25 protein-coding genes are annotated in these 22,149 nt (G+C 33.2%); 12 read left to right on the top strand and 13 right to left on the bottom strand.

The window, feature by feature from the left end; translation table 11 throughout:
* Positions 1-101: 101 nt before the first annotated feature.
* The 7 genes from AC1M89_RS14260 (at position 102) to AC1M89_RS14230 (ending at position 4,445) form a co-directional block, all read left to right on the top strand.
* Positions 102-965 (top strand): ArdC family protein, encoded by an 864-nt coding sequence (locus tag AC1M89_RS14260; protein ID WP_481614376.1) that lies wholly within the window; start codon positions 102-104, stop codon positions 963-965.
* Between the two features lie 230 nt (positions 966-1,195).
* Positions 1,196-1,573, top strand: coding sequence for a hypothetical protein (locus tag AC1M89_RS14255; RefSeq protein ID WP_481614375.1), 378 nt, complete (start codon positions 1,196-1,198; stop codon positions 1,571-1,573).
* 235 nt (positions 1,574-1,808) lie between these two features.
* The gene (locus AC1M89_RS14250) at positions 1,809-2,402 is read left to right on the top strand and encodes a hypothetical protein (RefSeq protein WP_481614374.1); all 594 of its coding nucleotides are present in this window, start codon (positions 1,809-1,811) and stop codon (positions 2,400-2,402) included.
* A gap of 233 nt (positions 2,403-2,635) precedes the next feature.
* Positions 2,636-3,109 carry a hypothetical protein gene (locus tag AC1M89_RS14245; protein WP_481614373.1) on the top strand — a complete coding sequence of 158 codons (474 nt, stop codon included), beginning with the start codon at positions 2,636-2,638 and terminating at the stop codon, positions 3,107-3,109.
* 45 nt (positions 3,110-3,154) lie between these two features.
* Positions 3,155-3,448: a hypothetical protein gene (locus AC1M89_RS14240; RefSeq protein ID WP_481614372.1), complete on the top strand. Its 294-nt coding sequence runs from the start codon at positions 3,155-3,157 to the stop codon at positions 3,446-3,448.
* A 100-nt stretch (positions 3,449-3,548) separates the two neighbouring features.
* Positions 3,549-3,854 (top strand): hypothetical protein, encoded by a 306-nt coding sequence (locus AC1M89_RS14235; RefSeq protein WP_481614371.1) that lies wholly within the window; start codon positions 3,549-3,551, stop codon positions 3,852-3,854.
* Positions 3,855-4,043: 189 nt separating this feature from the next.
* Positions 4,044-4,445, top strand: coding sequence for a hypothetical protein (locus AC1M89_RS14230; RefSeq protein ID WP_481614370.1), 402 nt, complete (start codon positions 4,044-4,046; stop codon positions 4,443-4,445).
* A gap of 634 nt (positions 4,446-5,079) precedes the next feature.
* Here the strand turns inward: AC1M89_RS14230 and traD are convergent.
* Positions 5,080-5,622, bottom strand: a complete 543-nt coding sequence (gene traD / locus AC1M89_RS14225) for a conjugal transfer protein TraD (RefSeq protein ID WP_481614369.1) — start codon at positions 5,620-5,622, stop codon at positions 5,080-5,082.
* 493 nt (positions 5,623-6,115) lie between these two features.
* On the opposite strand from traD, the gene AC1M89_RS14220 reads away from it, so the two are divergent.
* Genes AC1M89_RS14220 through AC1M89_RS14210 form a run of 3 tightly spaced genes read left to right on the top strand, consistent with a single transcriptional unit; the run spans position 6,116 to position 10,738 of the window.
* Positions 6,116-9,037, top strand: coding sequence for an AAA family ATPase (locus AC1M89_RS14220; protein ID WP_481614368.1), 2,922 nt, complete (start codon positions 6,116-6,118; stop codon positions 9,035-9,037).
* A 10-nt stretch (positions 9,038-9,047) separates the two neighbouring features.
* On the top strand, positions 9,048-10,271 hold the full coding sequence (locus AC1M89_RS14215; protein ID WP_481614367.1) for a DUF1173 family protein: 1,224 nt from the start codon (positions 9,048-9,050) through the stop codon (positions 10,269-10,271).
* Positions 10,272-10,285: 14 nt separating this feature from the next.
* On the top strand, positions 10,286-10,738 hold the full coding sequence (locus AC1M89_RS14210; protein WP_481614366.1) for a hypothetical protein: 453 nt from the start codon (positions 10,286-10,288) through the stop codon (positions 10,736-10,738).
* Between the two features lie 94 nt (positions 10,739-10,832).
* Here AC1M89_RS14210 and AC1M89_RS14205 read toward each other — a convergent pair whose 3' ends face one another.
* From AC1M89_RS14205 to AC1M89_RS14195, 3 genes are all read right to left on the bottom strand, one after another.
* The gene (locus tag AC1M89_RS14205; protein WP_481614365.1) at positions 10,833-11,408 is read right to left on the bottom strand and encodes a hypothetical protein; all 576 of its coding nucleotides are present in this window, start codon (positions 11,406-11,408) and stop codon (positions 10,833-10,835) included.
* Positions 11,409-11,704: 296 nt separating this feature from the next.
* The gene (locus AC1M89_RS14200; RefSeq protein ID WP_481614364.1) at positions 11,705-11,953 is read right to left on the bottom strand and encodes a hypothetical protein; all 249 of its coding nucleotides are present in this window, start codon (positions 11,951-11,953) and stop codon (positions 11,705-11,707) included.
* A 108-nt stretch (positions 11,954-12,061) separates the two neighbouring features.
* Positions 12,062-12,340 (bottom strand): hypothetical protein, encoded by a 279-nt coding sequence (locus tag AC1M89_RS14195; protein WP_481614363.1) that lies wholly within the window; start codon positions 12,338-12,340, stop codon positions 12,062-12,064.
* Between the two features lie 120 nt (positions 12,341-12,460).
* Between AC1M89_RS14195 and AC1M89_RS14190 the strand changes: the two genes are divergently transcribed.
* The gene (locus AC1M89_RS14190) at positions 12,461-12,655 is read left to right on the top strand and encodes a hypothetical protein (protein WP_481614362.1); all 195 of its coding nucleotides are present in this window, start codon (positions 12,461-12,463) and stop codon (positions 12,653-12,655) included.
* Positions 12,652-13,461: a hypothetical protein gene (locus AC1M89_RS14185; RefSeq protein WP_481614361.1), complete on the top strand. Its 810-nt coding sequence runs from the start codon at positions 12,652-12,654 to the stop codon at positions 13,459-13,461. Before AC1M89_RS14190 ends, AC1M89_RS14185 begins: the two co-directional genes overlap by 4 nt.
* Here AC1M89_RS14185 and AC1M89_RS14180 read toward each other — a convergent pair.
* The 9 genes from AC1M89_RS14180 to AC1M89_RS14140 form a co-directional block, all read right to left on the bottom strand.
* On the bottom strand, positions 13,458-13,934 hold the full coding sequence (locus tag AC1M89_RS14180) for a thermonuclease family protein (RefSeq protein ID WP_481614360.1): 477 nt from the start codon (positions 13,932-13,934) through the stop codon (positions 13,458-13,460). The genes AC1M89_RS14185 and AC1M89_RS14180 overlap by 4 nt on opposite strands.
* Before the next feature lie 221 nt (positions 13,935-14,155).
* Positions 14,156-14,701, bottom strand: a complete 546-nt coding sequence (locus tag AC1M89_RS14175) for a hypothetical protein (RefSeq protein WP_481614359.1) — start codon at positions 14,699-14,701, stop codon at positions 14,156-14,158.
* Between the two features lie 69 nt (positions 14,702-14,770).
* Complete coding sequence (locus AC1M89_RS14170; RefSeq protein ID WP_481614358.1) at positions 14,771-15,412, bottom strand: TrbJ/VirB5 family protein; 642 nt, start codon at positions 15,410-15,412, stop codon at positions 14,771-14,773.
* A complete protein-coding gene (locus AC1M89_RS14165; RefSeq protein ID WP_481614357.1) occupies positions 15,409-18,099 on the bottom strand; it encodes a VirB4 family type IV secretion/conjugal transfer ATPase in 2,691 nt (896 codons plus the stop codon). The genes AC1M89_RS14170 and AC1M89_RS14165 overlap by 4 nt, the downstream gene beginning before the upstream one ends.
* 11 nt (positions 18,100-18,110) lie before the next feature.
* Entirely contained in the window at positions 18,111-18,407 is a 297-nt protein-coding gene (locus AC1M89_RS14160; protein WP_481614356.1) for a TrbC/VirB2 family protein, read from the bottom strand.
* Between the two features lie 10 nt (positions 18,408-18,417).
* Complete coding sequence (locus tag AC1M89_RS14155) at positions 18,418-19,116, bottom strand: lytic transglycosylase domain-containing protein (protein ID WP_481614355.1); 699 nt, start codon at positions 19,114-19,116, stop codon at positions 18,418-18,420.
* A 44-nt stretch (positions 19,117-19,160) separates the two neighbouring features.
* Positions 19,161-19,361 (bottom strand): hypothetical protein, encoded by a 201-nt coding sequence (locus AC1M89_RS14150; protein ID WP_481614354.1) that lies wholly within the window; start codon positions 19,359-19,361, stop codon positions 19,161-19,163.
* Between the two features lie 18 nt (positions 19,362-19,379).
* Positions 19,380-20,894 carry a type IV secretion system DNA-binding domain-containing protein gene (locus AC1M89_RS14145; protein ID WP_481614353.1) on the bottom strand — a complete coding sequence of 505 codons (1,515 nt, stop codon included), beginning with the start codon at positions 20,892-20,894 and terminating at the stop codon, positions 19,380-19,382.
* Positions 20,891-22,138: a transglycosylase SLT domain-containing protein gene (locus AC1M89_RS14140; protein ID WP_481614352.1), complete on the bottom strand. Its 1,248-nt coding sequence runs from the start codon at positions 22,136-22,138 to the stop codon at positions 20,891-20,893. Before AC1M89_RS14140 ends, AC1M89_RS14145 begins: the two co-directional genes overlap by 4 nt.
* Positions 22,139-22,149: the final 11 nt, after the last annotated feature.

Here is a 22,149-nt window from a genome sequence, read left to right as displayed (position 1 = left end):
ATACATTTAATTACATTATTTGTTTTGTATATACAATTCAAATAGCATAAAATATTCTTATTGGGTCGATTGGCGATTCAATCAAATAAGGAATATTGAAAATGAATATTTATGAACACGTTACAAATCAAATTATAGAATTGATGGAAACAGCTACAACAACCCAAGAGTTATGGGAAAAAATTGGAAATGCTGATCTATTTGCTCCAAAAAATCACATTACAGGTGATTTTTATAATGGTATCAATGTTTTGATTTTAGCTTCAGCAATGCAAAAAAATGATTATCAATACAATGAATGGCTTACTTTCAAACAAGCTAAAGCAAAAAATTTAAAAGTGAGAAAGGGCGAAAAATCTACAATTTGCGTTTTTTACAAAACTATTGAAAAAGAAGAAATAAACGCAGAAAACGGAGAAATTGAAAAAGAGAGCTATTCAATTGCTAAACCATTTTATCTATTCAATGTTGCTCAACTTGAAAATGTAACAATTTCAAATTCGGATGAGAAAATCGAAAAAGAATTTTCACCAATTCAAGAGGGAGAGATTATTTTAAGTAAATTAGTTCAAGAAAAGAAAGCTTGCATACAGATCGGTAATAGTGATTCAGCATATTACATTCCGAGTGTCGATAAAATTGTTTTACCAAGTAAAGAGCAATTTATTAAGCCTGAGTATTTCTATTCAGTCCTATTTCATGAAGCAAGCCATTGGACAGGAAATAAAAGCCGTTTAGATCGTGATCTAAGCGGGCGCTTTGGGTCAAATTCTTATGCAATGGAGGAACTAATAGCAGAACTATCTAGCGCGTTTACGTGTGCTAAAACTGGGATTGTTAAACATACAATCGAAAATCATGCATGTTATTTAAAATCATGGTTGCAAGTATTGAAGTCTGATACAAAAGCGATTTTTACAGCATCAGCAAAAGCTCAAAAAGCCCATGAGTACATAATGAATTAGAATAAAGCCCCGCAAGGGGCTTTTTAATGCGTATCAGGGCGGTTTTGATTATGGGCGGGTGTTTGTATATCCAAGATTAAACAGGGCTAAAAATGGCTGTTAGAAGCCAGTAAGAGCAAGCGAATAAGGATACATTTAATTACATTATTTGTTTTGTATATACAATTCAAATAGCATAAAATATTCTTATTGGGTCGATTGGCGATTCAATCAAATAAGGAATACTGAAAATGAAATATCAAGTAAATGAAAAAGCAGTAATTAATGAAATAACAAGAATCTATGAAAGTAAGGAAAATGCTTTAGTTTCCTATACTGGATTGTATAAAACCACCAATCGAACTATGAAATTTTTTGATGTGGGTGTGTATTTAGTCAAAGGAAGAAACTTTGTTGCAGAGGGCGAATGCCAAATGCATGAATATTTAGAAATCAATACACCTTATCTTTTTGTATTGGTATCTAAGGCTAATGAAGTACAAATATTTCATAATAAATCTTTAGTGTTGGAGTTTTCTATAACCAAAAATGACACACTAAAAAAAGCTTATGAACAAGCACAGCAAATTGTTAAAAAAATTGATCTATATTTAGATAGTTGTGAGTAATTCATAGGAAGCCCCGCAAGGGGCTTTTTTAATGCGTATCAGGGCGGTTTTGATTATGGGCGGGTATTTGTATATCCAAGATTAAACAGGGCTAAAAATGGCTGTTAGAAGCTAGTAAGAGCAAGCGAATAAGGATACATTTAATTACATTATTTGTTTTGTATATACAATTCAAATAGCATAAAATATTCTTATTGGGTCGATTGGCGATTCAATCAAATAAGGAATACTGAAAATGACAAATTTAACTCAGAATGAAAAAGGTCAAGTTTACTATGAGGGAAGTTTAAAATTGACTGCAAAAGATGGTTCTATATTCTTTGTGTCGCAAAAGGAATTAATATGCAAGGCATATAGAGCTAAGGCAAAAAAACCATTCATTAATTGTTATTTTAAAAATGAAGAAAGAATGAAAATAGCAGTAGAACAAGCTATTAAGTCATGTAATGAAAGACATAGTGAAAAATTAAAAAGAAAGGAAGAAGAAAAAGAACGTATTAATAAATTTCGAGAATCGTTACAAATAGGGGATATTCTTTCGACTTGTTGGGGTTATGAGCAAACTAACGTAGAGTTTTATCAAGTGGTATCAAAAAAAGGCGCATTTTGTGAAGTTAGGGAAATTGCGAAAAGAACGCATAGCACTGGATATATGCAAAATGAGGTATCACCTAAGCCAAATGAGTTTATAGGGGATGTATTGAAAAGAAAAATTGCTGATCAATGCATATATATAGAAAGTTATATAAGAGCGACCTTACACGGATACACAGAATTAGAAACAGGAACGAGAGTATATAATACAGCTTCAACGTCATCTTATGCCTGATAAAAAGAAGCCCCGCAAGGGGCTTTTTTAATGCGTATCAGGGCGGTTTTGATTATGGGCGGGTATTTGTATATCCAAGATTAAACAGGGCTAAAAATGGCTGTTAAAAGCCAGTAAGAGCAAGCGAATAAGGATACATTTAATTACATTATTTGTTTTGTATATACAATTCAAATAGCATAAAATATTCTTATTGGGTCGATTGGCGATTCAATCAAATAAGGAATACTGAAATGACAAATTTAGTTTTATTGACAGATGATGAAGTAAAAGAAATTCAATATGACTATTTCAATTTAACTGATCTAAAAGCCATCATTGCAATGGCAACATCACCGTATCCGCGCTATACGGTTGCAATGGGTCAAACAATCTATTTATGGGAACAATTTTTATTAGCAGAAGCTAGAAAATTGAGTAATCAATATAATAGTGGATATTGGCTCACTGAAAATGGGTTTTGGGTATTGCAGTCAAATGAAAAATTTAATGTGAGTACACAATGGGGCGATGACTTCGAGTTAAATGCATTAGAATTTTCGATAGTTGCAAACTTATTTGCCTTGTCGATTCTTTCAATTGCAACACTTCAAACTAACCCCGCAGTTAATCGAAGAGCAGTATTTTTTAGTGACTACATAAAAGAAGTTGTGAATAAAAATACAAGAGATTTAAACACCAGTGCTATCTATAGCATTATTGATTAACTATTATGAAATGCCCCGTAAAAGGGGCAACTAAGGTTCACTAGAATGATGAAAAATAAAATAAGTAATCCACCAAGTATTTTAATATTTTTAGCGCCAGTAATTGCAGGGATAATAGCCTATTCATGTATTAAAAATGGTTATAGTCCGAACGATATTGCGAAAGGAATTAAGATAGTTGCTTATGTAGTATTGATGATTCCAGTAGCATTGTTCATTTATGGTTTTAGAAAAGGGAAAAAAGAATTTTTAATACTTGGAATTGCTTTATTTTCACTATGGGTTATTGGTGCAATTCTTATTGATTTGATGCTACAAGAAAGTGGATTGAATGGATAAGTCGCCCGCAATTTTTTTCAGTGACAAATCAGATGAAGAAAAAAATTGCGGTTCATTGCGAAAAATATTTAGTTTAACTTTTTAAAAAAATGGTATGAAAATGAGTAAATCAAATTTATATAAGGTTTTAGCCTTAGTTGTAGCAATCCTAGTAGGATATTGTTTTTTCTTAATCGCCGAAATTTTGATGAATAAATATTTTCCTATAACTGGAAATGATACTTCTAAAATACTGTCAATTAATGCTTTTAGAACTTTTATTGAAATTGTATTTTCAGCATGGTGCGTAGGTGTAATTATATCAATTATTAATTTGTATAGAATGAAAAAATATCGTGAAATATTTTTTAGCATACTTGCAGTTGCTTTCAGTATTTTATTTTTAATTTTAATCTATAACTTATAGGGTGATAATTATGAATCTTTTATATCTAACCGCTTTAATGCTTGTATGTCTATACTATTCTTTTAAATCAATGAAACTATACAAAAACACATCTGATAAATTTTATAACAATGCGTTTTACATATTATTGGTAATCGCTCTTGTTTGTGCAGGGCTAATTTTTTTCGATAAGTATTAAGGATGTTAAAAATGAATAATGCAGAATTTAAACTTCAGTGTTTAAAAAATGGGCTATTTTCTCCTGATCAAGTGATTGAGTTCTACAATGTGATCTATAAGGAAAATAAAAAATTTAGCAAACGTGATGCACAGCTATGGCTCAATGGAAAGAAAAACGATCAATATATTATTGATCAAACGGCTATAGCCATGATTGAAAGTTTAAATCAAATACGAAAGGAATTGATCACTGAAGAAACCAAAAGAATAGCTAAAGGCGAGCCGAGATATACGAGTATGTTTAAATCAAGCGATCTAATGTACTCAGTATATAGAGAACTGGAAGAACTACCAGTTAATTTCTATAACTCAATTCTGATTGAACTAGGAATTGAAAATGTAGATTACTATAAAAGGACAAATACTATTTAGGGATAATGAAAAAATTAAATAAATGGGTAATATAAAATTTAAGGTAACAGGGTTAAACAGCTATGAAAAGTGCATTTTTAATATCTATTGTATTGATCTTAATTGCATTAATACTGGGTGATATTTTTCACAAATTGTTATCTGATGTTGTAAATTATTATTTCTATCAATATTCAAATCCTTTCAAAGAAAGAGTAATTATTATTGTAAAAATATCTATAGCATCCATAATATTATATGGATTATTTCGAGAGTTTAAAAAGAATAAACAGAACCGAGTGTTAACGAGGTGAACTGAAGCACTGAGCAAATATCTCCCTCCTTGATTACCGTTGCAAGGGTCAAGCGAAGCAAACAAAATCTGTGATTTTGTTTAGCTGACCGCAGACCCGCAACTACTCCCATTTGCCCTAGATCGGGAGGTACAAAGCAATCCCGATAGGGTTGCGACTAATCTTCAATAAGACGAGAAATCCATAAAAAAGCAGTCACTAAACCAAGCGAAAAAAAAGCCAAGCAAATAGAAATAATAACAATAAAATAATGCAAATCAAAAAATATAGAGATAAAGAAAATTGCAAAAAAAGCACCTAAAAAAAACAGTGATAGCTTTCCTTGCCTTTCCAAAGAATTTTTAAGAATTTTCATTAGTAATAGCTTCAGAGTTGTCAACTAATGTAGATTTCTCTTTTTTTGATTTCTCACGGTCACTAATAAATTTATCACCTGAAATTTTCATACTAGAAAAATATGATTGATTAGATTTTGATTTTTCAATAGCTTCTAAGAGAATACCAGTGATTATGCCTTTATCTTCTGTTGGGAAATCAACCATTTCAAAAAGTGCGCCAATTGAAATCAGTTTATGATCACGTTTTTTTCGATCTTTAACTTGTAGAGCTTGAGCTTCTTTTTTTAGATTTGCCAATAATTTTTTTTCATCATCTTTAATTTTTTCTAATTCCAATCGTGCTTTATATTTCTTAAATTCATTTTTCATCACACGTTCAAAAGATGATGCTTGTTGTTTCGTATGAGTGCCTGATTGAATTACATTGATCAGAGTTAAAATCATTTCTTCAGTGGCAGTTTTACTATCGAGTGCTAAAAGTCGTTTGACTTCTTCAGATACAAATTTTTTTTGATCTTCAGTAAACTTGAAATTATCAAGATTCATTTTAGTAATCCTTGTTTATGCAAAAGTATAAAAAATATACCATAAAAAAAATGAAAAATTAAATCTAAAAGAAATGAATACTGTCAATATTTTTCAGACTGAACGGAAGCCAAAGGCTCACGGCTCATCTTAAAAATATTGATCAGATCACCAAAAAAAATACACTGATATAAAGGGGGGTGTAAACGAAGTTATCAGCCCCCGATGACCCACTGGCGAAGTGAGGGTTTTAAAAGGGTGTTATACCCTTTTATCGGGGTTAGGGGTGAAATCCCTATCTATATAATTTTATTTACCAAAAATAACAAAAATTGAATTATATTATCTCTTATAAAACAATAACTTAAAAATCTTAATTTTTTACTAATATTAATTAAGACCTATCGACTTGTAGCGAATATATAATGATTGTATCATGACTACAGCAGTAGGAATGCACGCTTACTCGTTTCTCTCCGAGAAACAAAAAAGCAAAAGCAAAAAAGGCAATTAAATGGCTATCTATCACTTATCAGTTAAGAACGGAAAACAATACGGTTCTTCGGGAAGTCGAGGAGCAAGCCACTACGCCTATATCAATCGTGATGGAAAATATAAAAGAGAAGATTTAGAAAATTTAAAATCAGGAAACTTACCTACTTGGGCTAAGGATGCTAAACACTTTTGGAAGTCGGCAGATAAGAACGAACGAATAAATGGAAGAATCTATAAAGAACTTGAAATCTCTTTACCTAGAGAACTGAATGCTGAGCAAAGAGAAAGATTAGTTGATGAATTTGTAGAGAAAACTTTAGGTTCAAACTTCACTTATTCTTATGCTATTCATAATCCTATTGCTAGTGATGGTGAGCAAAATCCGCATGTTCACTTAATGTTTAGTGAAAGAAAACTAGACGGCATAGATCGAAATGAAGAACAACACTTTAAACGCTACAATGCTCAAAATCCCGAAAAAGGCGGGGCGCAAAAAGATCGCTATTTTAATTCAAAATTATTTGTGGTCGATACTAGAATGGAGTGGGCTAACCATGTAAATGATTTCTGTGAAAAATTAGGAATTGATGCACGTATAGACCATCGAAGCTATAAAGAGCAAAGTGTAGAGTTATCAAGTCAAAACTTCAGGGCTGACTATGTTAGTAGTCATAAATATTTTATTAATGAAAATATAAAGAATGTTCGTCATCAAAATGGCGAAACTATTATTGAAAGACCATCTGAAGCTATCAAAGCAATGACTTCTACCCAATCTGTTTTTACACTAAGAGAATTGGATAAATTCTTGTCTTCACATACAGATGGAGAAGAACAATTTATTAGAGCGAAAGAAGCAGTTTTAAACTCAGAAGATTTGTCTATGTTGTTTGGCAAAGATATGGTTGTTTTCTCTAGTAAAGAATTAGTTAGCATTGAGGATTCTATATCTGCATTTGTCTACAATGCTAATGAACATAGTCGCATACAAAAGCCAGTTACACTGCTTGATAAATTACCATTGAATGCGGTTAGAACTGCTGAAACAAGAACATTCAATCCTGAACAAGAAAAAGCTTTTTATACTTTAACTTCTACAGATCGAATTAGCTTATTAAGTGGTTCGGCAGGTACTGGAAAATCGTATGTTCTAAGTGCAGTTTCTGAAGCATATAAAGATTCTGATTACCAAGTTTACGGAATTGCATTGCAAGCAATTACTGCTAAAGCAATTGCTAATGATTGTGATATTGAAAGTAGAACTATTGCATCATTTTTATCTAAATACGAAAGCGGTAATTTAGAAATTAATAATAAGACTGTATTGATTCTTGATGAAGCGGGGATGGTCGGTTCAAGAGATATGCAAAAGTTGCTCATGCTCGTTGAGAAGCATGACGCACAGATCAAACTTGTTGGCGATAGCTACCAATTGAATGCTGTTATGGCAGGGTCAACTTTTAAATTCATTCAAGATAATCTTGACAAGAAAAACATTGCATCACTCGAAGATATCCAAAGACAAAAACACGCTAAAGAATCTGAAAAAATGCTTGAAGCATCAAAACTACTTTCTAAGCACAAAGTTGGTGATGCGCTTGAAATCTATAAATCTATTAATGCTATCAATGAATTTGAATCCCATGATTTAGCTCTAGCTAAAACTGTTAAATCTTGGAGTGAGGATTTATCAGATAACAAACTTATGCTTGCACATTCAAATAGTGATGTGAATGAACTAAATAGAATGGCTCGTTCTATTTTAATTAAAAATGGTGAGCTTGATTCCAATAGCTACTCTATTAAAACTTATCAAGGTGAGATTGATTTAACTGTTGGAGATAGAATTGTATTCAAACAAAACAATTCCAAAATGAATGTTAGCAATGGTGAGCTTGCTAATGTTGTTGGTTTTGAATTGGATGAATTTAAAAATCCAAAAGCTATGATGGTTCAAACTTTAAACGGCAACAACTTTGTTAAAGTAGACTTATCTGATTACCAACAATTTAAACATGGTTATGCCAATACTATTCATAGTTCTCAAGGTATGACTGTAGATAGTGCTTATATTGTTGCTAGTGAACACATGAATGCAAATCTGACCTATGTTGCTTTAACTCGCCATAAACATAATGTTCAAGTGAATTATAGCGCATTGAGTTTTGCAACTAATGAAAAAGAATTTGTCAGAATGGAAAACGGAAAAATATCACTCGACCATAATTATAATCCAGTAGAAAAAGAAATTTCAGCATTTGATAATTTCAAAAAAGTATTGGGTCAATCAGAACGAAAAGACTTTACTACTGATTACACAGTAGTAAATGAAAAAGATAAATTTATTAAATCGTATCTACAAGATCATCGTGACTATATTGAAGATAGACGCGCAATTTATGGAATCAATGAAAAGATTGTTGCCTTAACTAAAGAACCTAAACAATATACTAAAGATGAAATCATTACTGAAGTTCGTTCAAGTTTGAAATCTAAATCTTTACTTGGTGATGAGATTGCAAAACTTAATGGTGATATGAAAATTGCTAAAGGTGAATTAGTAAAACTAGAAAATGACATTGAGATCAAAACAGGATTATTCAAGAAAGAAACTTTCAGTAAAGGTACTGAGCTGAAAGTAATTGATGCCTATAAATTGAAAGATCAACCAGTATTAAAAGCAAGAATTAATAATCAAGATTATGAGTTGCCATTCAATAAATTGAATTTGAAGTATTCAGATAAATATTTCACTGAGTACAAAGATTTTACTCAAGCACGTTTTGATGTTCGCCATAAAAATGAACTTCACGCACAGTTTAGAGAACAGATTAAGAATCAGAAGCATTCTGCGCCTGAGCATAATCTAAATAGTCCTAAGCATCATTTGAAAAATAATACACCCAAGAATGATGCCCCTAAAAACACACCTAAATATTAAGAGGTACTAAATGAATAATTTTATACATAATGGTGAAATTGTTAATGCTGATGATGATGTTTTAACTCAAGCAATCTTACAAGAGTGTTATAAAAATGGAATAAGACCGACATGCGCTTGCTTGCCACACCAAAATATTGAAATGTATATAGCGAAAGTAGGCGAAAACTATGTACTAAAGAGAATGCCAAATACTGCTAATTTGCATGACTTCAGTTGTTTGAGTTACGAACCACCTAATGAAATATCTGGGTTAGGTGAGGTGATGGGCGAAGCTATTAAAACGGATGAAGCGGGCAATAGTGTATTGAAGTTTGAATTTAGTCTTTCAAAAAGCAATGCAACCAAGCAAGCACCTACCCCAAGTGATACGCCTAAAGATACCGTAAAGGCTGAAACTTCAAAATTAACACTCAAAGGAACATTAGATTATTTGCTGTCAGAAGCATACCTAAATAGACATCAACCAAATATGAAGCATAATTGGTTTCAGTTTAGAAAAGCGTTAAAAATTGCTTTAAGTGATAAAAAAAATAAAAAGGAAGATTTAAGCAACCTAGTCTATATTCCCGAATACTATGATCAAAGTAAACATAACGAAATAGAAGCAAGAAGAAAGTCAGAACTGGCTGATCTTAAAGTTCAGGGTAAAACTAGACCTTTAAAAATATTCATTGGGGTAATTAAAAGTATCGAAAACGCACGTTTTAATGGCGGTAAGGTTGTTCTTAAACATGCTCCAACTTTGCACTTGTTTATGGATGCTAAAATGTATAGCCGAGTAAACAAGCGATTTGAGAAAGAATTAGAGTTAAGCCAGTATCATGATGATGTGAATCTACTAGCGATTGGTACTTTTGGATTTACTGATAGTGGCATCGCTAAGATTGAAGAAATCTCGTTAGTTGCATTAAATAAAACGTGGTTGCCATTTGATACTTTAGGTGAAAAAGAGTTGCTAGACACGCTTACAGATCAAAATAGAACGTTTATAAAGTGCTTGAGATACAACCTAAGCACGAAAACACCAATTGCAAATGTATTGCTTACGGACACAAGCCCCCCAACAGCTTTTTATTTGATTAATGAACAGACTGAAGAATCTTACATAAAAGAAGTAAAGGAGCTAATTGCATCTAGTGAGTTTGTTTCGATGGTTGTTAATATAGACCGCGACATTGTTGATATTCCACCACCTGAAAACATGGCTCAAATAGCCTATAACAACAACTAATGCGGAGTACCCCCATGAGTGCTAATAATCAAGATACCGTTTCTGTAGGTTTGATCTTTATTGGTTTGATCTTCTTATCATTTTGCTTATTTATTTTTGATCGTTCTAATGCTACTGGCATACCTTTTTTCGTATTGATGAAAACCAGTTTATTTTTGATCTTTGTTTTTGGGGGATTTGCTTATATGAAGCATTTGGGGGTAAGTGCTTCGCTGTTATATCCAGCAATCAGCGTTTTAACTGTAATATCTTTATTCCCTATACTTAATCATTACGCATTGTTGGCATCTGAAAAAGTATTTCATGAAACCACAGACTTTTTAGGGCGAACAAAGCATGAACTGACAGCAGTGGAAATCACCGTTTTTTGGGCTTCTTTTGCAATGAAAGCGCTTTATGTCGCTATTGCAATGGGAATAGGTATTTTGGCTCAAAGGATTTTCCATCCTGACGAAAATTGGTTTTAAAAAAAAGCCCTTTAGAAAGGGCTTTTTTTATTAGGTTTGATTATTGTCTTTTATGTTTAGTCAAGATTATAGGATTGCACTAGGTGTATATTAGCTATATACGCAAAATACCATATATTGTTTCTATATCTGAATTTAGATTTTTTATTTTAACTTCTCTTAAATTTAATTTTTCTTTTGAAGTTTCTATTTTTTTTAAAGCTTCATTTAGAGATTCTTCATTGATTTTAGAAATATCAGACTTAATTAAATCTATAAGGCTAACTAGATCGAAAGCACTTAACTTATTATTGTTGTTAATAATTGAAATAATAGTGTTTTTAACTTTATCATCGTTAATTTGATTTATTAAATTGAGTTGGTATTTTTTATCAATCTCCTTTCTTGTTAGTAAGTGTTTATTTATATCTTTCATAAAAAATAAAACAAATCCAACTATAGAGAAAGGAATAATAAAAATAAATTTTGATTCCACTAGCCAAGATGAAAGAATTTTGTTGAATATGGCGAAATCTAAAATCATTATAAAACAAAAAGCTACAAGAATAATAATAATCAAATTTATAATTATATTAAAAAACTTAAAAGTTCTTTTTGTTGTGTCTTGAATATAATATACATCCATATTTGATATTGTTGAAACAGTGTTTTTATCTTGTGTTGATTCCATTTTCTATTACCTCTATTTTTGTGATTGCAAATTAATGTCAAAGCGCAGTTTTATTTTTTCATGTAGATAGAAAAAAACCACATGATTAGTATTAGAATGGAAGCATTCAATAAAAGTAATAATGAAGCTAATCGAGTTTGGTTATAGAAAGAGCTAACTTCAGTACCAACAAAATTGCTTATAATTAAAAAAAATAAAGAGAATATTAGTTCTATAACAACTATAAAGATACATATCTTCTTTAAAGAGTTCATTTTTTTCATGATTGCATTCTCAACAATATCTAGTATATGAGTTCATTTTAAAATTAATGATTTAATATCATTGGAGGTGATGGATTTATAGTCGTTCATAAGTGAGTTGAAAGACTTATAAAATTTATAAGTGTTCCGTTGGGTTCTAATTGGCTTTTCGCCAATCTTGGTGCAGATGACCATGTAAAATTCACCATTAAAAACATCTACCCGAATACCAGTAACATTGCCATTATCAAAAGTGGCTTTGGCTTCTGATACAGTCATTCCTTTTGAGCTATCAAGTTGCATGTGTTTAATGAATCCTCAGTATGAAACTTTATAAGTGTTTGGTATGAAACTTTAATACTTGGTATGAAACTTTAATACTCAGTATGAAAGTTAATTGTTCTCATACATTTAGCTAAAGTTGCTGATAAAAAAAATAGAACGAATAGAAATTTCATCTGAAGCATAGGCGATACCATAAAGCACGATTAATCCAAATATTGAAGCACCGCCAAGTTTTTCACCTTCTTCAGTTTTACTAATCACGCCTAGAATCAAACCAATAGCAAAAATGACTAAGCCTAAGTTCATGGCAGTTGCTAGAGCCTCATAGCTTTTAGCTGAGTGACAGCCTGATAAAATTAAGGGGATAAGAAAGACTATTAAAAGTTTTGATTGTATTAATTTCATGGTTTTGTCCTAAAGGAGAGTAAAATCACTATATATCAAATTTTAAAATTTGTAAATCAAATTTCAAAATTTGATATATTGGTGTTATGATGGTCTTAATGATTTTACGGATGCATTGATATGGAAAAACTTAAATTTATGTTGTTGAAGTTATTTATAACTTGCTTAGTTATCTATGGAAGTCTGGCTATTTTATTGTCGGATAGAGGGTATAGTGACAACATTGTTGGTATCTTTGCTTTCGCAGGTCTATTGCTTATCCCTATGGTTTATAAATATGTAGGTAAATTTTTTAATAAAAAAGGTGATGTATGAACGCTAAACAGGTAGGAAATTTAACAGGCAATCTGCTTGTGGCAAGGGATGGATTTCAAGAGCATGATAACTATATATCTAAAAACATTAAGTCTGAGGGTGAAGATCATCAAGTGATTTTTAGACACAATAAAGATAGGGTTGAATTAATTGATGTTACTAAAAATCAGATGCTATTAGATAAATTTATTGAATCACACGACCCAAGACAGGCACAAACTTTTGCTAAAGAAGTTTATGCTGAAGTATCACAAAAAATTAAAGACTTAGAAAACAAGGTTACACTTAAAAAATCTGATGAAGTACAAGATTTAAAGCAACAACAGCCTGATAAAAAAATAGAAATAAGCAAAGAGGATATAACAAAAGCAGTTCGAGTAGGGTTGAAGCAGGAGGGGAAAATAGGTGCAGATTTTGGCAATACAAAAAATGGTATTGCTCTAGCAAGAGGGGATTATATCAAGCTTAATGAAACATATAGCAATAAGGACGGATTATTAAAATCTACAGAAATACCCAAAGGAGCAGATATTAAAATTACAGGGTATACAACTAAAAAAAGTGAGGTCTTTGCAACTGGAAGCTATAACAATAAAGAGGTTGAGATAAAGCTTAGGGAAGTAAACGCAAATTATGGTGATCAATATTTAAAACGATATGAAACCAATAAAGATATTAAGCAAGCTGTAGATAAAACTATTACTAATTTAAAAACTGATGTGCGATCTCAGCTTGCTAGTAAAATGGAGGGGGTTAATCAAAATAGCCCAAAGTTAGACAAGCCTAGCAATGGGATGAAATACTAACGCTTTCGCCATTGATAGGGATTAATCGGGTTAGGGTCAGTCCATAACCCGATTTTTTTTTGCTTTGCTTGTTGCTCTAACTTCAAGTAAGAATAGTCTTGAATTTTGTACTTGTAAGCCCATGCCAAACCATTTTGCACCATAGCCTTATTGATATTGGTGTTATCAATAAATAGTTCGCCAAGAATTCGACCATTTGGGTCTAAACCTTTTTCTTTAACGCGAACAGTTCTATTTAGTGTTAATGACATTAGATAATTTTTAGACTTAACAGCGTATGGCTGAGAAGCTTTATTGTTATGTTTATTTGCAACTTCAGGAGCATCAATATTTGCTAATCGAATTCGCCATTTCGTTCCATTTTCTTTAGTAATGGAAACAGTGTCACCATCAAAAACATAAGAAACTTTAGCAAAATAATCGGCATGACAAATGCTACAAAAGAAAAGCAGAGAGAAGAATAAAAATTTCATAGGACACCTTAAACCGTTTTAGCACGTATGGACTTGCAACTTCGTTGACTGGTCCATACTTGGCCAAAACTCTTACAGTGAAAAATTGTGTTCCGTATCTTGGTCAAAACTGCAAATCTGCAGTTTTAACCAGGATACTACTTTATCGAAATAATTAAGGAAGTTACGAGATCGGATTACTTGGCACTTCGGTCAATAGCTTGACTTGTTTTGAATGGTTTTTAATAGTTTGGGTTGTGCTGTCTTAGTATCTTCAATTCCTCTTTCGATATTGCTTTGTTGTTAATGATTTTGCTTTCAATCGTATTTATTTTCTCGCTCACATTCACCGCGTTAATGTAATCGAGATCCGCTTGTGATAATTGCTGTTCAGGTTCCTCAATCTGATAAATTACAGTTTGTTTAGGAGTGGTTTTGCTTTCAATGGATTGAGTAGTTTTAGTGATGGTTGTTGCTTGTGGTGCGTCAACAGCTTTAGAAACTGCAACAGATTTAGTTTCTGTTTTAACTTCAATTTGACCTTTATTTGTAGTCACACTAGGAACATTTGAAGCTATATTTTTTGCTTCAGGTTTAATAGTGGTTTTTGTATTGGTTACTTTGATTTCTTGTGGTGCGTTATTAGGTGTTTCTTTTGGTTGTTCAACTGACTTTGAACTTGCTGAAATTTCTATAGCAACAGGGGTTTCTTTGACAGTGGCTACAATAGGATTGGCATAGCTATTAATAGCGGTTAAAGCGCATATAGGAAGTAAAAGTTTTTTCATTGAATCATCCTGAATAAATTAGACAAAAAAAAGGCTAATAACTTGAGTTATTAGCCTTGATTAGAGAGATTAGTTACCAAACCAAGATTTAAAGCTTTGGGTACTTGTAACGCCACTAGATGCGTTATTAGACGCAAGGTTAGTTTGTACCGCAGAAAGCTTAGCGCCAATTGAGTTAATGTAGCCTTGTTCAATAGCGATAGCGTTAGCCAAGTCTTGAGCTTCTTTAATGTTACGAGTTTGATTGATCTTATTTTTGAGTGTGGTTAGATTGGCGATATGCTCATTCAATGCATTATAAGAAGCATCACTGAAAGCAAAACCAGTTTTAACCGTGTTATAGCTACGCTTGTATTGGTCATTGCTTAGAAGTTGATTCATGCCCTCTTGACCAATGGTAGTTAAAACCTTGTCATAAGCTTTTTGAGCATTACCGAAAGAGCCAGTTTTTTGATTAGCTACAACGTCTTGCCATGAACCCGCAACAACATCACCAACATTCTTAACGCCTGATGTACCAATACCAGTATTGCCAGTGGTGCTTTCATATTGCTTTTTCATAATTTCATATTGTTGTTGCATCTGAACCAGTTGCTTTACCATATTGGCTACAGCAGTAGGGTCGAAAACTACATCCCAAGCACTTGCATTGCTTGCAGAAAAAGATAGTGCTAAAGCAGTAAAAGCAATTTTTATTTTGTGTTTAATCATGAGTTCACCTTTTCGTTAAATTCGTTGACCCATTGGGTATAGGTTAAATTTTCGCCTTTATTTAGGATTTCTTCAAGAATATTGTGACGCACTTCATTACCTGAAAGAATCGGGATGATATTAGGCATGTTGCTTAGATCAAGTTTGCAAATCACAGAATCATTAGAGTTCTTAACCATGAATTGGCGTAAATGTGAGGGTGTATTTACAATCCATTCGTACTCTTTTTCTGAACAGCCTAAAGCGTCAACATAAGTTTCACTTTTTGCTTCCGAATTAGGTAGATAAATAGAAGTTTTAAATTGTGACAAAAGATCAGGGTCTTGTAGTAAAACTTCGGGCGTAGGTGTCACAAAAATCATCATTCCATTACGTCTACGGTAAGTCGTTAGCATTATTTTCAACCACTCTTTATTAATAGGGTTGCTGATATAGCGTTGACCTTCCTCAACTACAACAATAAACGGCTTACCTTGTGACATGGCTATATCAATACGATGAAAGATATACATAGACATAGCACCAAGAACAACGTCATTTCTTATAACGTTTTTCATTTCATAGCCAAAAAATCTAGCGCCATCCACAGAGAAGTTGTCAGATTCATTATCAAAGATATTGGCGTAAGCACCATCATTAGCCCATTTTGATAAACGTTCGGCTAGGTTGTTATTTTCAGCCATGCCAAAAAGATCAAGAAAGTTTCTTAATCTTCTTAAACTCTTGTCATACTGGAATATGCTATCAACAACGTCTTTGATCTTATTTTCTTCAGTCGTTGAAAGTGGTTTAGGTGTTCCACTTTCAGAAAAGTCTTGACCCATAAAAGCAAATAATTTACGCAAAAATAAGCGGTTTTGGTCGGTATCATCAAGTAATAATGGATTCCAACCAGTATTAACAACTTCACTTAAAATCGTGTGTTTGCCACCCATTGCTTTGACCCAAGTTGAAGCGGAAAGCTCAAAGTCAAAGTGGAAAATATAAGGCTTAAATTTTTCTGAAGCTGTAATAAGAGAGTTAATTAAAGTGGTTTTACCACCACCAGTACCAGTAGTGATGCGAGTGTGACCTACATCATGTTCGTGAAAATTAAAGAAATACGGTGTATTGCTAGTCGTTTTAAGTTGAATTAAATGTTCACCCCAATGGTTGCCATTCTTCTTACCAATAGAGCTATTGTGTAAGCTTGCAAAGCCCGCAAAATTGGTTGTGTTGATTGTTGCGGGGCGTTGGATTAAATGATAGTTACCAATCAGCATTGAGTAAAAAGCTGGCTCAGTAATGAGGTCTTCTTTAACAGGTAGCATGTGATTTTGTTGGAAAGCACCTCTAGTTTTTTGCATAGCATCTTTGAAATCATGACCTGTTTTAGCAGTAGTTAAGACACTAAATGTAAAAATTCCGTTTAAGTTTCGACCTGAAGCTAAATCATCAATACCCTTGTTAATTGCTTCAATCTGACTTTCAGACTTATCTTGTGCGTTTCTGAGCATGTTTTGTCTTTTTGTACTTATAGCAATAGATTTTCTTCTATCCATCATCATAAATGTTTGTGAAATAAGTAAAGGGTGATCAACCTTTAAAAATTCATCAAGCATAGTGTGATCGGTTGTTTCGGGATAGTTGGTTGTCGGCAAGCTATAAAGCGCCCCCGCAGTAATAGTTCCATCTGCTTGATGGAATTTGATTGTTCCATCTTCAGTGAAAACTTTTCGTGTATAGCCTAAGTAGTTTCTGATTTCAGTTGTCAGTAAAGGAATCTCAGCTCTATCTTGATTTAGAATGAAGCCTAAGAAATTGATTGTTTCTGAATAGAAAACAGTGTCTTTGGTATATGTTGTTAAACGTCTTGGATTTCCGATCTGCAAGTATTCTGTGAACATGCTTACTGCACTATCTAACTCAGCAATCATTTGTTCCTCATTGTCTTGTCGGAACAAAGTGTTTTTCAAGCGAGTTAGCGGAGGGTCACTTGGGTTATCGCGTCTTACTAAAAGCGAAACATAAATATCATTTTGGAATAGTTTAGACTGGCTGATTGTTTCATAGTATTTTGCTAGAAAATCATCTGAAAATTCGTTGCCTGTTGGTTTTGGTAATTCTGTTTGTACTTCATGGCGATCATAATAAACATTAATGACAAATCGTGAGCCAAGTTGTTTAAACATATCGGCACGATATTTTTTTAATGTTTTTAAAAAGTGATAGCTTTTTGTTTCATAGGCAAAACCATCTAATTTTAACACTGTGAAAAGATCACCATTGTGTAACTTAACATCGGTTTTATTTAGTAAGGATAAATAAGGGAGTTTGCTAATTTCCATTTCTTCTTTTCTCGTTAAATTTTTAAAACTAAATTCAATGTTTTTGTTTTTAATTTTGGGGCTTGGTTCTAAAGTGTAACCACCGAGAATCTTTAATCTATTTAGCTTACATTTGATTGCAAACCATACATATTGAAGTCCTCTATCCTCGTTGTAGGTAACTGCAAATAGCAAAAAGTAAACGATAGCTATGAGTACGATTCCCACTTTAAGAAAGCCGAGAAGAAGCAAGAAAACAAAAACAATCCCCCCAACCATGAAAAAAATAGAGAAAATATCAGAGGGGATATTGAGGGTTCTAGCTGATCGAGCTAAGCCCGCAAACAGAACGTCTTTTTCACTATCAGGGGTTTTGTTCATATTAATTTACCTTATAGCCCTACTAAGAAATTACCGATTTCAGGCGCCATCATGATAATAAGACCACCTAATACCAAACCAATACCCCAAGATTTGAACTTAGGATTTGATGTGCCACCCATCATGAAAATAGCCCAAAGGATAATACCCCCAATAAGAATTGCTCCCCCTGCTAAGGTAAGTTCATCATTGATACCGTTTATCTTTCTAACTAATGTCTGTCCGGGACCCGCATTTGCTAATTGGGAATAAAAAACCGCTAAGGCGATCACGACAAACTGATTAAGGCTAAATTTATTAAGTTTCATTTTACTTTCCTCAAAAAACACTAACGTATTGACCATCACTTAAAGTTTGGACAAAGGACGTTTGCTGACTAGGTTGATTAATGTGTTGAGTGTTATTCACTCTAACTTTGACTGGTTCTGTTTGAACCGAATATTGTTCTGTAGGTTGATTATCTATGCTTTGCGAATATTGTCGTTGTTGCCAAGACGCTAGAACTAAAATATCGCTTTTGCGACTTTGTTCTGATGGATATGAATTAACTGTATATGTCTGAGTTGGGTATGCTCCGTTTAGTGATCTGTATTTATTAGTCACAAGTCTGACGTAATTTTGAGTTTCACGATAAGGGGGGATTCCCCTATATTTATCAACTGCGCCATGACCTGCATTGTAGCCAGCGATCATTTTTACATAATCACCATTAAAACGCTTTTTTAGAAAAGCTAAGTAGCGAGTACCTGCAATAATTGATTGCTCAGGCTCATAAAGTCGTTTTGGGTCAACACCCATTAAACGAGCAGTAGAGGGAATGACTTGCATCAACCCTCTAGCATCTTTATTAGATCGAGCGGAGGGATTAAACGCACTTTCACGCGCCATGATTGCGGTGACAAGTTTAGGGTCTAATCCATTGGCTTGTGAGTGCTTCTCAATTAAATCTTTATAAGGAGAAGCAAAACTCACAACAGGTACGGCACAAACAACAGCTATTATTAGTCTTGTTAACATTGTTAGTATCCATTATAGAGTTATAACATTATAACTCTATTTAGTCATTCCTCAAACGGTCTATTTGAAAAATTATGTTTCTTTCTAAAATAGTCATCTATAGCAATAAGATAAACTAAGCTTTTCGTTAAACGCTTATGCTCTAATTCTTTAGGTACTTTTAATTCACCACGTTTATAACGTAAAAAATGCTCATCCATTTCAGCACTGAAACTCTCGCTCACGTAAATTTGTTCACGCTTCATAATCAACCCCTGATTTCGTTAAATAGGCAAAAAAGAATCGGCAACTTTATCATAATTGCGATACTTCATTTTTACTAAAGTGGGAGGGTAATGTCCTGAAAATTTCAGATAAAAATTTAATGGACGTAGATTGCTTATTTCTTCTGCTTTAACAACACTCTCTTTCTCTTTCACCAATTCTTGTAATGCATCTTTATTAGCTGTTTTCATTTTTCTTAATACCTCAATTGCCCCAAAAGATTTTTCATATTCTTGGGGTGTATAAGTGTCTTGTGAGTTGACAGCACATACAGCAAAAGATGAAAAGCAACCACGTAAAGTAATAGATGCTTTTTCGCCATAGATCGTAATGAATTGGGCTAAACTTTGAACGCCCGCCAATGCGATTAATCTATGCTTTCTACCTTTGGTTAACACGGCTTCTAAATAACTAATTTTATTAAGTGAACCAAGTTCATCAATACAGAAAATGAAATCTGAGTAGTTGTCAAAATCTGATAAAAGAGAGCTACATAAAACGTCAGTAATACAGCTTACTAGGGGTTGTAAAGCTGTTAATTGATCTTCGCGCCAAGTAATAAAAATATTACCTGAACCATGCTTTAAATAATCTCTAAATGAGAAATCACCAATCGGGGTGTGTTGGTGAGCGCCTATATAAGTTGTAATAATACTTCTCAAAGTACCAACTAATTCTGAGTTGCCTAACAAACTTGATGCTTCTGTACCTTGAAGAAAATCTTTTAAAACATCATCTGTAGAAACAAGAAGATAAGCTAAAAAAAGTTGTGCTTTTTCTTGTTGATCAACATCCGTTTTCTCCAAAATTTTAATCATGGCTGATTTAACAATAGTACGCGCCATTTTATTAAAATTTTCATGATTAGCATCGGCTGAAGATGGAATTAGTGTGGTTGCATAGGTTTCTACATCATAAGAATTTCTAATCTCATTTAAGATAGACCAGTGTTTAGTGCGACTATCAAAAGGATTAAAAATCACATCACCCTTTTGATAAAAAATACTTGCATACGTGCCGTTAGGGTCGATAACAATCAATCTAGTCTTAGTAGAGTTATTGATGCAAGAATTTAAAAAGGATGAAATAGAAACAGACTTACCTTGACCAGTAGCACCAGTTAAAAGAAAGTGTTTGTACTTCAAGTCATGGGGAACAGGAATATCACAAAAAGTAACTTGCTCACCTTTTTCTTTTGTCAATTTTTTTAACTTACGTGGACTAACTAATTGTAGACCACGAAGAACGCGAACATAACTTTCCCCGCCAAATGGAGTTTTGTTATATTCAAAATACAACCAAGCTAAATAGCCACTAATTAATAAAGCTAGTAATAGAATAAATAGATATAGTGGTGAGCTAAAAGTTAAAGGTAGAGCATGAATGATAGCCCTTAATTTATTTTCTTCAGGAAGAATAAAAAACTTCGGAAAGAATATAACCCATGTTGCAATCACTGTGATTACAACTGAGATTAAAGCTCTACCAAATACTTTTTGTGTTTGATCGTTCATTTAACAGTACCTAAGAATTTTTGAACGGCTTGATGTGAAGCGACTTTGTAGGAATCCATGCTTGACTGCATCATGAGCATGTTAGCTGTTAACTTAGATTGGTTCGCTTGAAGCATACTATTTTCAATTGCTATCGCATTCTGCAAATCTTTAGACTGTTTAAGAGTGTTTGTACTTACTTCAGCTAAAGCTTTTAGATTTTCCATGTTGCAGTTAACTTGTGTCCAAGCAACTTCAGCATCCACGTATGCCGTATTGACACGACTAGCAGTTACATTTTGAATTTGAGCCAACTCTTTACTTGCATATACACCAGTATTGGTAGCGATTTGACGTTGTAATTCGTTGTAAGCGTTTTGTTCTTTAGGATTGTCGAAAATGTTAGTTGGTTGTGGGTCAAATCCGTTCGGAATTTCAAAGCCCGCAATTTGTGCGACATTAGTTAATAATCCAATGCCTGCTAATCCTTTTGTAATGCTGTCATATTGACCGCGCAATACTTGAATTTGTCGCATAAGTTGTTGAACTTTTTGTACTGCTTCAGCATTTTTAGATGCATCAAAAACAGTTTTACCCGCACCACCAGTAACAGGAGGGAGGGGCGGAAGTTCAACAGGTGAATTAATATCAACTTGTTCAGGCTCAGGGAGTTTTACAGGCTTACATGCATTTTGAGTTTCAAGTTTTTCTTGAATTTTTTTCTGATTAGGGTTTTCAATTCCAGTAGTTTTAGGTTTTCCACCACTTGAAGAACCACCTTTAATAACATTGCCACTAAAGTAAGAACCAGTACCGCCATAACTTTTATAATACTGTGCGATCTTCGGTACATAGTCTTGTGTTTCTTTAGGCATCACCTTTTTATTACCCTTGAGATAAGAGCGTAAATTACCCATACCCCAGTTATATGCATATAGCGCATGTGGCATGTTGCCAAACTGCTGATTTAATTGTTTCAAATAGCGAGTACCCGCATTAACATTCTGTTTTGGGTCATTGGGGTTGGTAACGCCAAGTGAACGAGCAGTAGGGGGCATAAGTTGCATCAATCCTTGAGCGCCCGCGCCTGATCTTGCAGTGTTGTTATGGGATGATTCTTTCTTAATAACTGCATGAATTAATAAGGGGTCAAATCCATACTTAGATGAAGCAGATACAACAATATCGTTGTACGGTAGATTTGAAGCAGTAGAAACACCGCTTAAACCAACTAAAACCAATAGGGATAATTTTTTTATTTTCATCTTCTTTAATC

Source organism: Acinetobacter sp. ANC_7635, from assembly GCF_056779945.1.
The sequence above is the reverse complement of the archived record's forward strand: the minus strand, read 5'-3'. Positions and strand labels throughout refer to the sequence as shown.

Coding starts and splice junctions, on each gene's coding strand:
- AC1M89_RS14165 (WP_481614357.1), bottom strand. CDS start 18,099: ATGAACAAAACCCCTGATAGTGAAAAAGACGTTCTGTTTGCGGGCTTA.
- AC1M89_RS14235 (WP_481614371.1), top strand. CDS start 3,549: ATGAGTAAATCAAATTTATATAAGGTTTTAGCCTTAGTTGTAGCAATC.
- AC1M89_RS14250 (WP_481614374.1), top strand. CDS start 1,809: ATGACAAATTTAACTCAGAATGAAAAAGGTCAAGTTTACTATGAGGGA.
- AC1M89_RS14240 (WP_481614372.1), top strand. CDS start 3,155: ATGATGAAAAATAAAATAAGTAATCCACCAAGTATTTTAATATTTTTA.
- traD (WP_481614369.1), bottom strand. CDS start 5,622: ATGAATCTTGATAATTTCAAGTTTACTGAAGATCAAAAAAAATTTGTA.
- AC1M89_RS14255 (WP_481614375.1), top strand. CDS start 1,196: ATGAAATATCAAGTAAATGAAAAAGCAGTAATTAATGAAATAACAAGA.
- AC1M89_RS14170 (WP_481614358.1), bottom strand. CDS start 15,412: ATGATTAAACACAAAATAAAAATTGCTTTTACTGCTTTAGCACTATCT.
- AC1M89_RS14215 (WP_481614367.1), top strand. CDS start 9,048: ATGAATAATTTTATACATAATGGTGAAATTGTTAATGCTGATGATGAT.
- AC1M89_RS14155 (WP_481614355.1), bottom strand. CDS start 19,116: ATGTTAACAAGACTAATAATAGCTGTTGTTTGTGCCGTACCTGTTGTG.
- AC1M89_RS14185 (WP_481614361.1), top strand. CDS start 12,652: ATGAACGCTAAACAGGTAGGAAATTTAACAGGCAATCTGCTTGTGGCA.
- AC1M89_RS14180 (WP_481614360.1), bottom strand. CDS start 13,934: ATGAAATTTTTATTCTTCTCTCTGCTTTTCTTTTGTAGCATTTGTCAT.
- AC1M89_RS14150 (WP_481614354.1), bottom strand. CDS start 19,361: ATGAAGCGTGAACAAATTTACGTGAGCGAGAGTTTCAGTGCTGAAATG.
- AC1M89_RS14210 (WP_481614366.1), top strand. CDS start 10,286: ATGAGTGCTAATAATCAAGATACCGTTTCTGTAGGTTTGATCTTTATT.
- AC1M89_RS14245 (WP_481614373.1), top strand. CDS start 2,636: ATGACAAATTTAGTTTTATTGACAGATGATGAAGTAAAAGAAATTCAA.
- AC1M89_RS14145 (WP_481614353.1), bottom strand. CDS start 20,894: ATGAACGATCAAACACAAAAAGTATTTGGTAGAGCTTTAATCTCAGTT.
- AC1M89_RS14220 (WP_481614368.1), top strand. CDS start 6,116: ATGGCTATCTATCACTTATCAGTTAAGAACGGAAAACAATACGGTTCT.
- AC1M89_RS14230 (WP_481614370.1), top strand. CDS start 4,044: ATGAATAATGCAGAATTTAAACTTCAGTGTTTAAAAAATGGGCTATTT.
- AC1M89_RS14260 (WP_481614376.1), top strand. CDS start 102: ATGAATATTTATGAACACGTTACAAATCAAATTATAGAATTGATGGAA.
- AC1M89_RS14195 (WP_481614363.1), bottom strand. CDS start 12,340: ATGAAATTAATACAATCAAAACTTTTAATAGTCTTTCTTATCCCCTTA.
- AC1M89_RS14200 (WP_481614364.1), bottom strand. CDS start 11,953: ATGCAACTTGATAGCTCAAAAGGAATGACTGTATCAGAAGCCAAAGCC.
- AC1M89_RS14160 (WP_481614356.1), bottom strand. CDS start 18,407: ATGAAACTTAATAAATTTAGCCTTAATCAGTTTGTCGTGATCGCCTTA.
- AC1M89_RS14190 (WP_481614362.1), top strand. CDS start 12,461: ATGGAAAAACTTAAATTTATGTTGTTGAAGTTATTTATAACTTGCTTA.
- AC1M89_RS14140 (WP_481614352.1), bottom strand. CDS start 22,138: ATGAAAATAAAAAAATTATCCCTATTGGTTTTAGTTGGTTTAAGCGGT.
- AC1M89_RS14175 (WP_481614359.1), bottom strand. CDS start 14,701: ATGAAAAAACTTTTACTTCCTATATGCGCTTTAACCGCTATTAATAGC.
- AC1M89_RS14205 (WP_481614365.1), bottom strand. CDS start 11,408: ATGGAATCAACACAAGATAAAAACACTGTTTCAACAATATCAAATATG.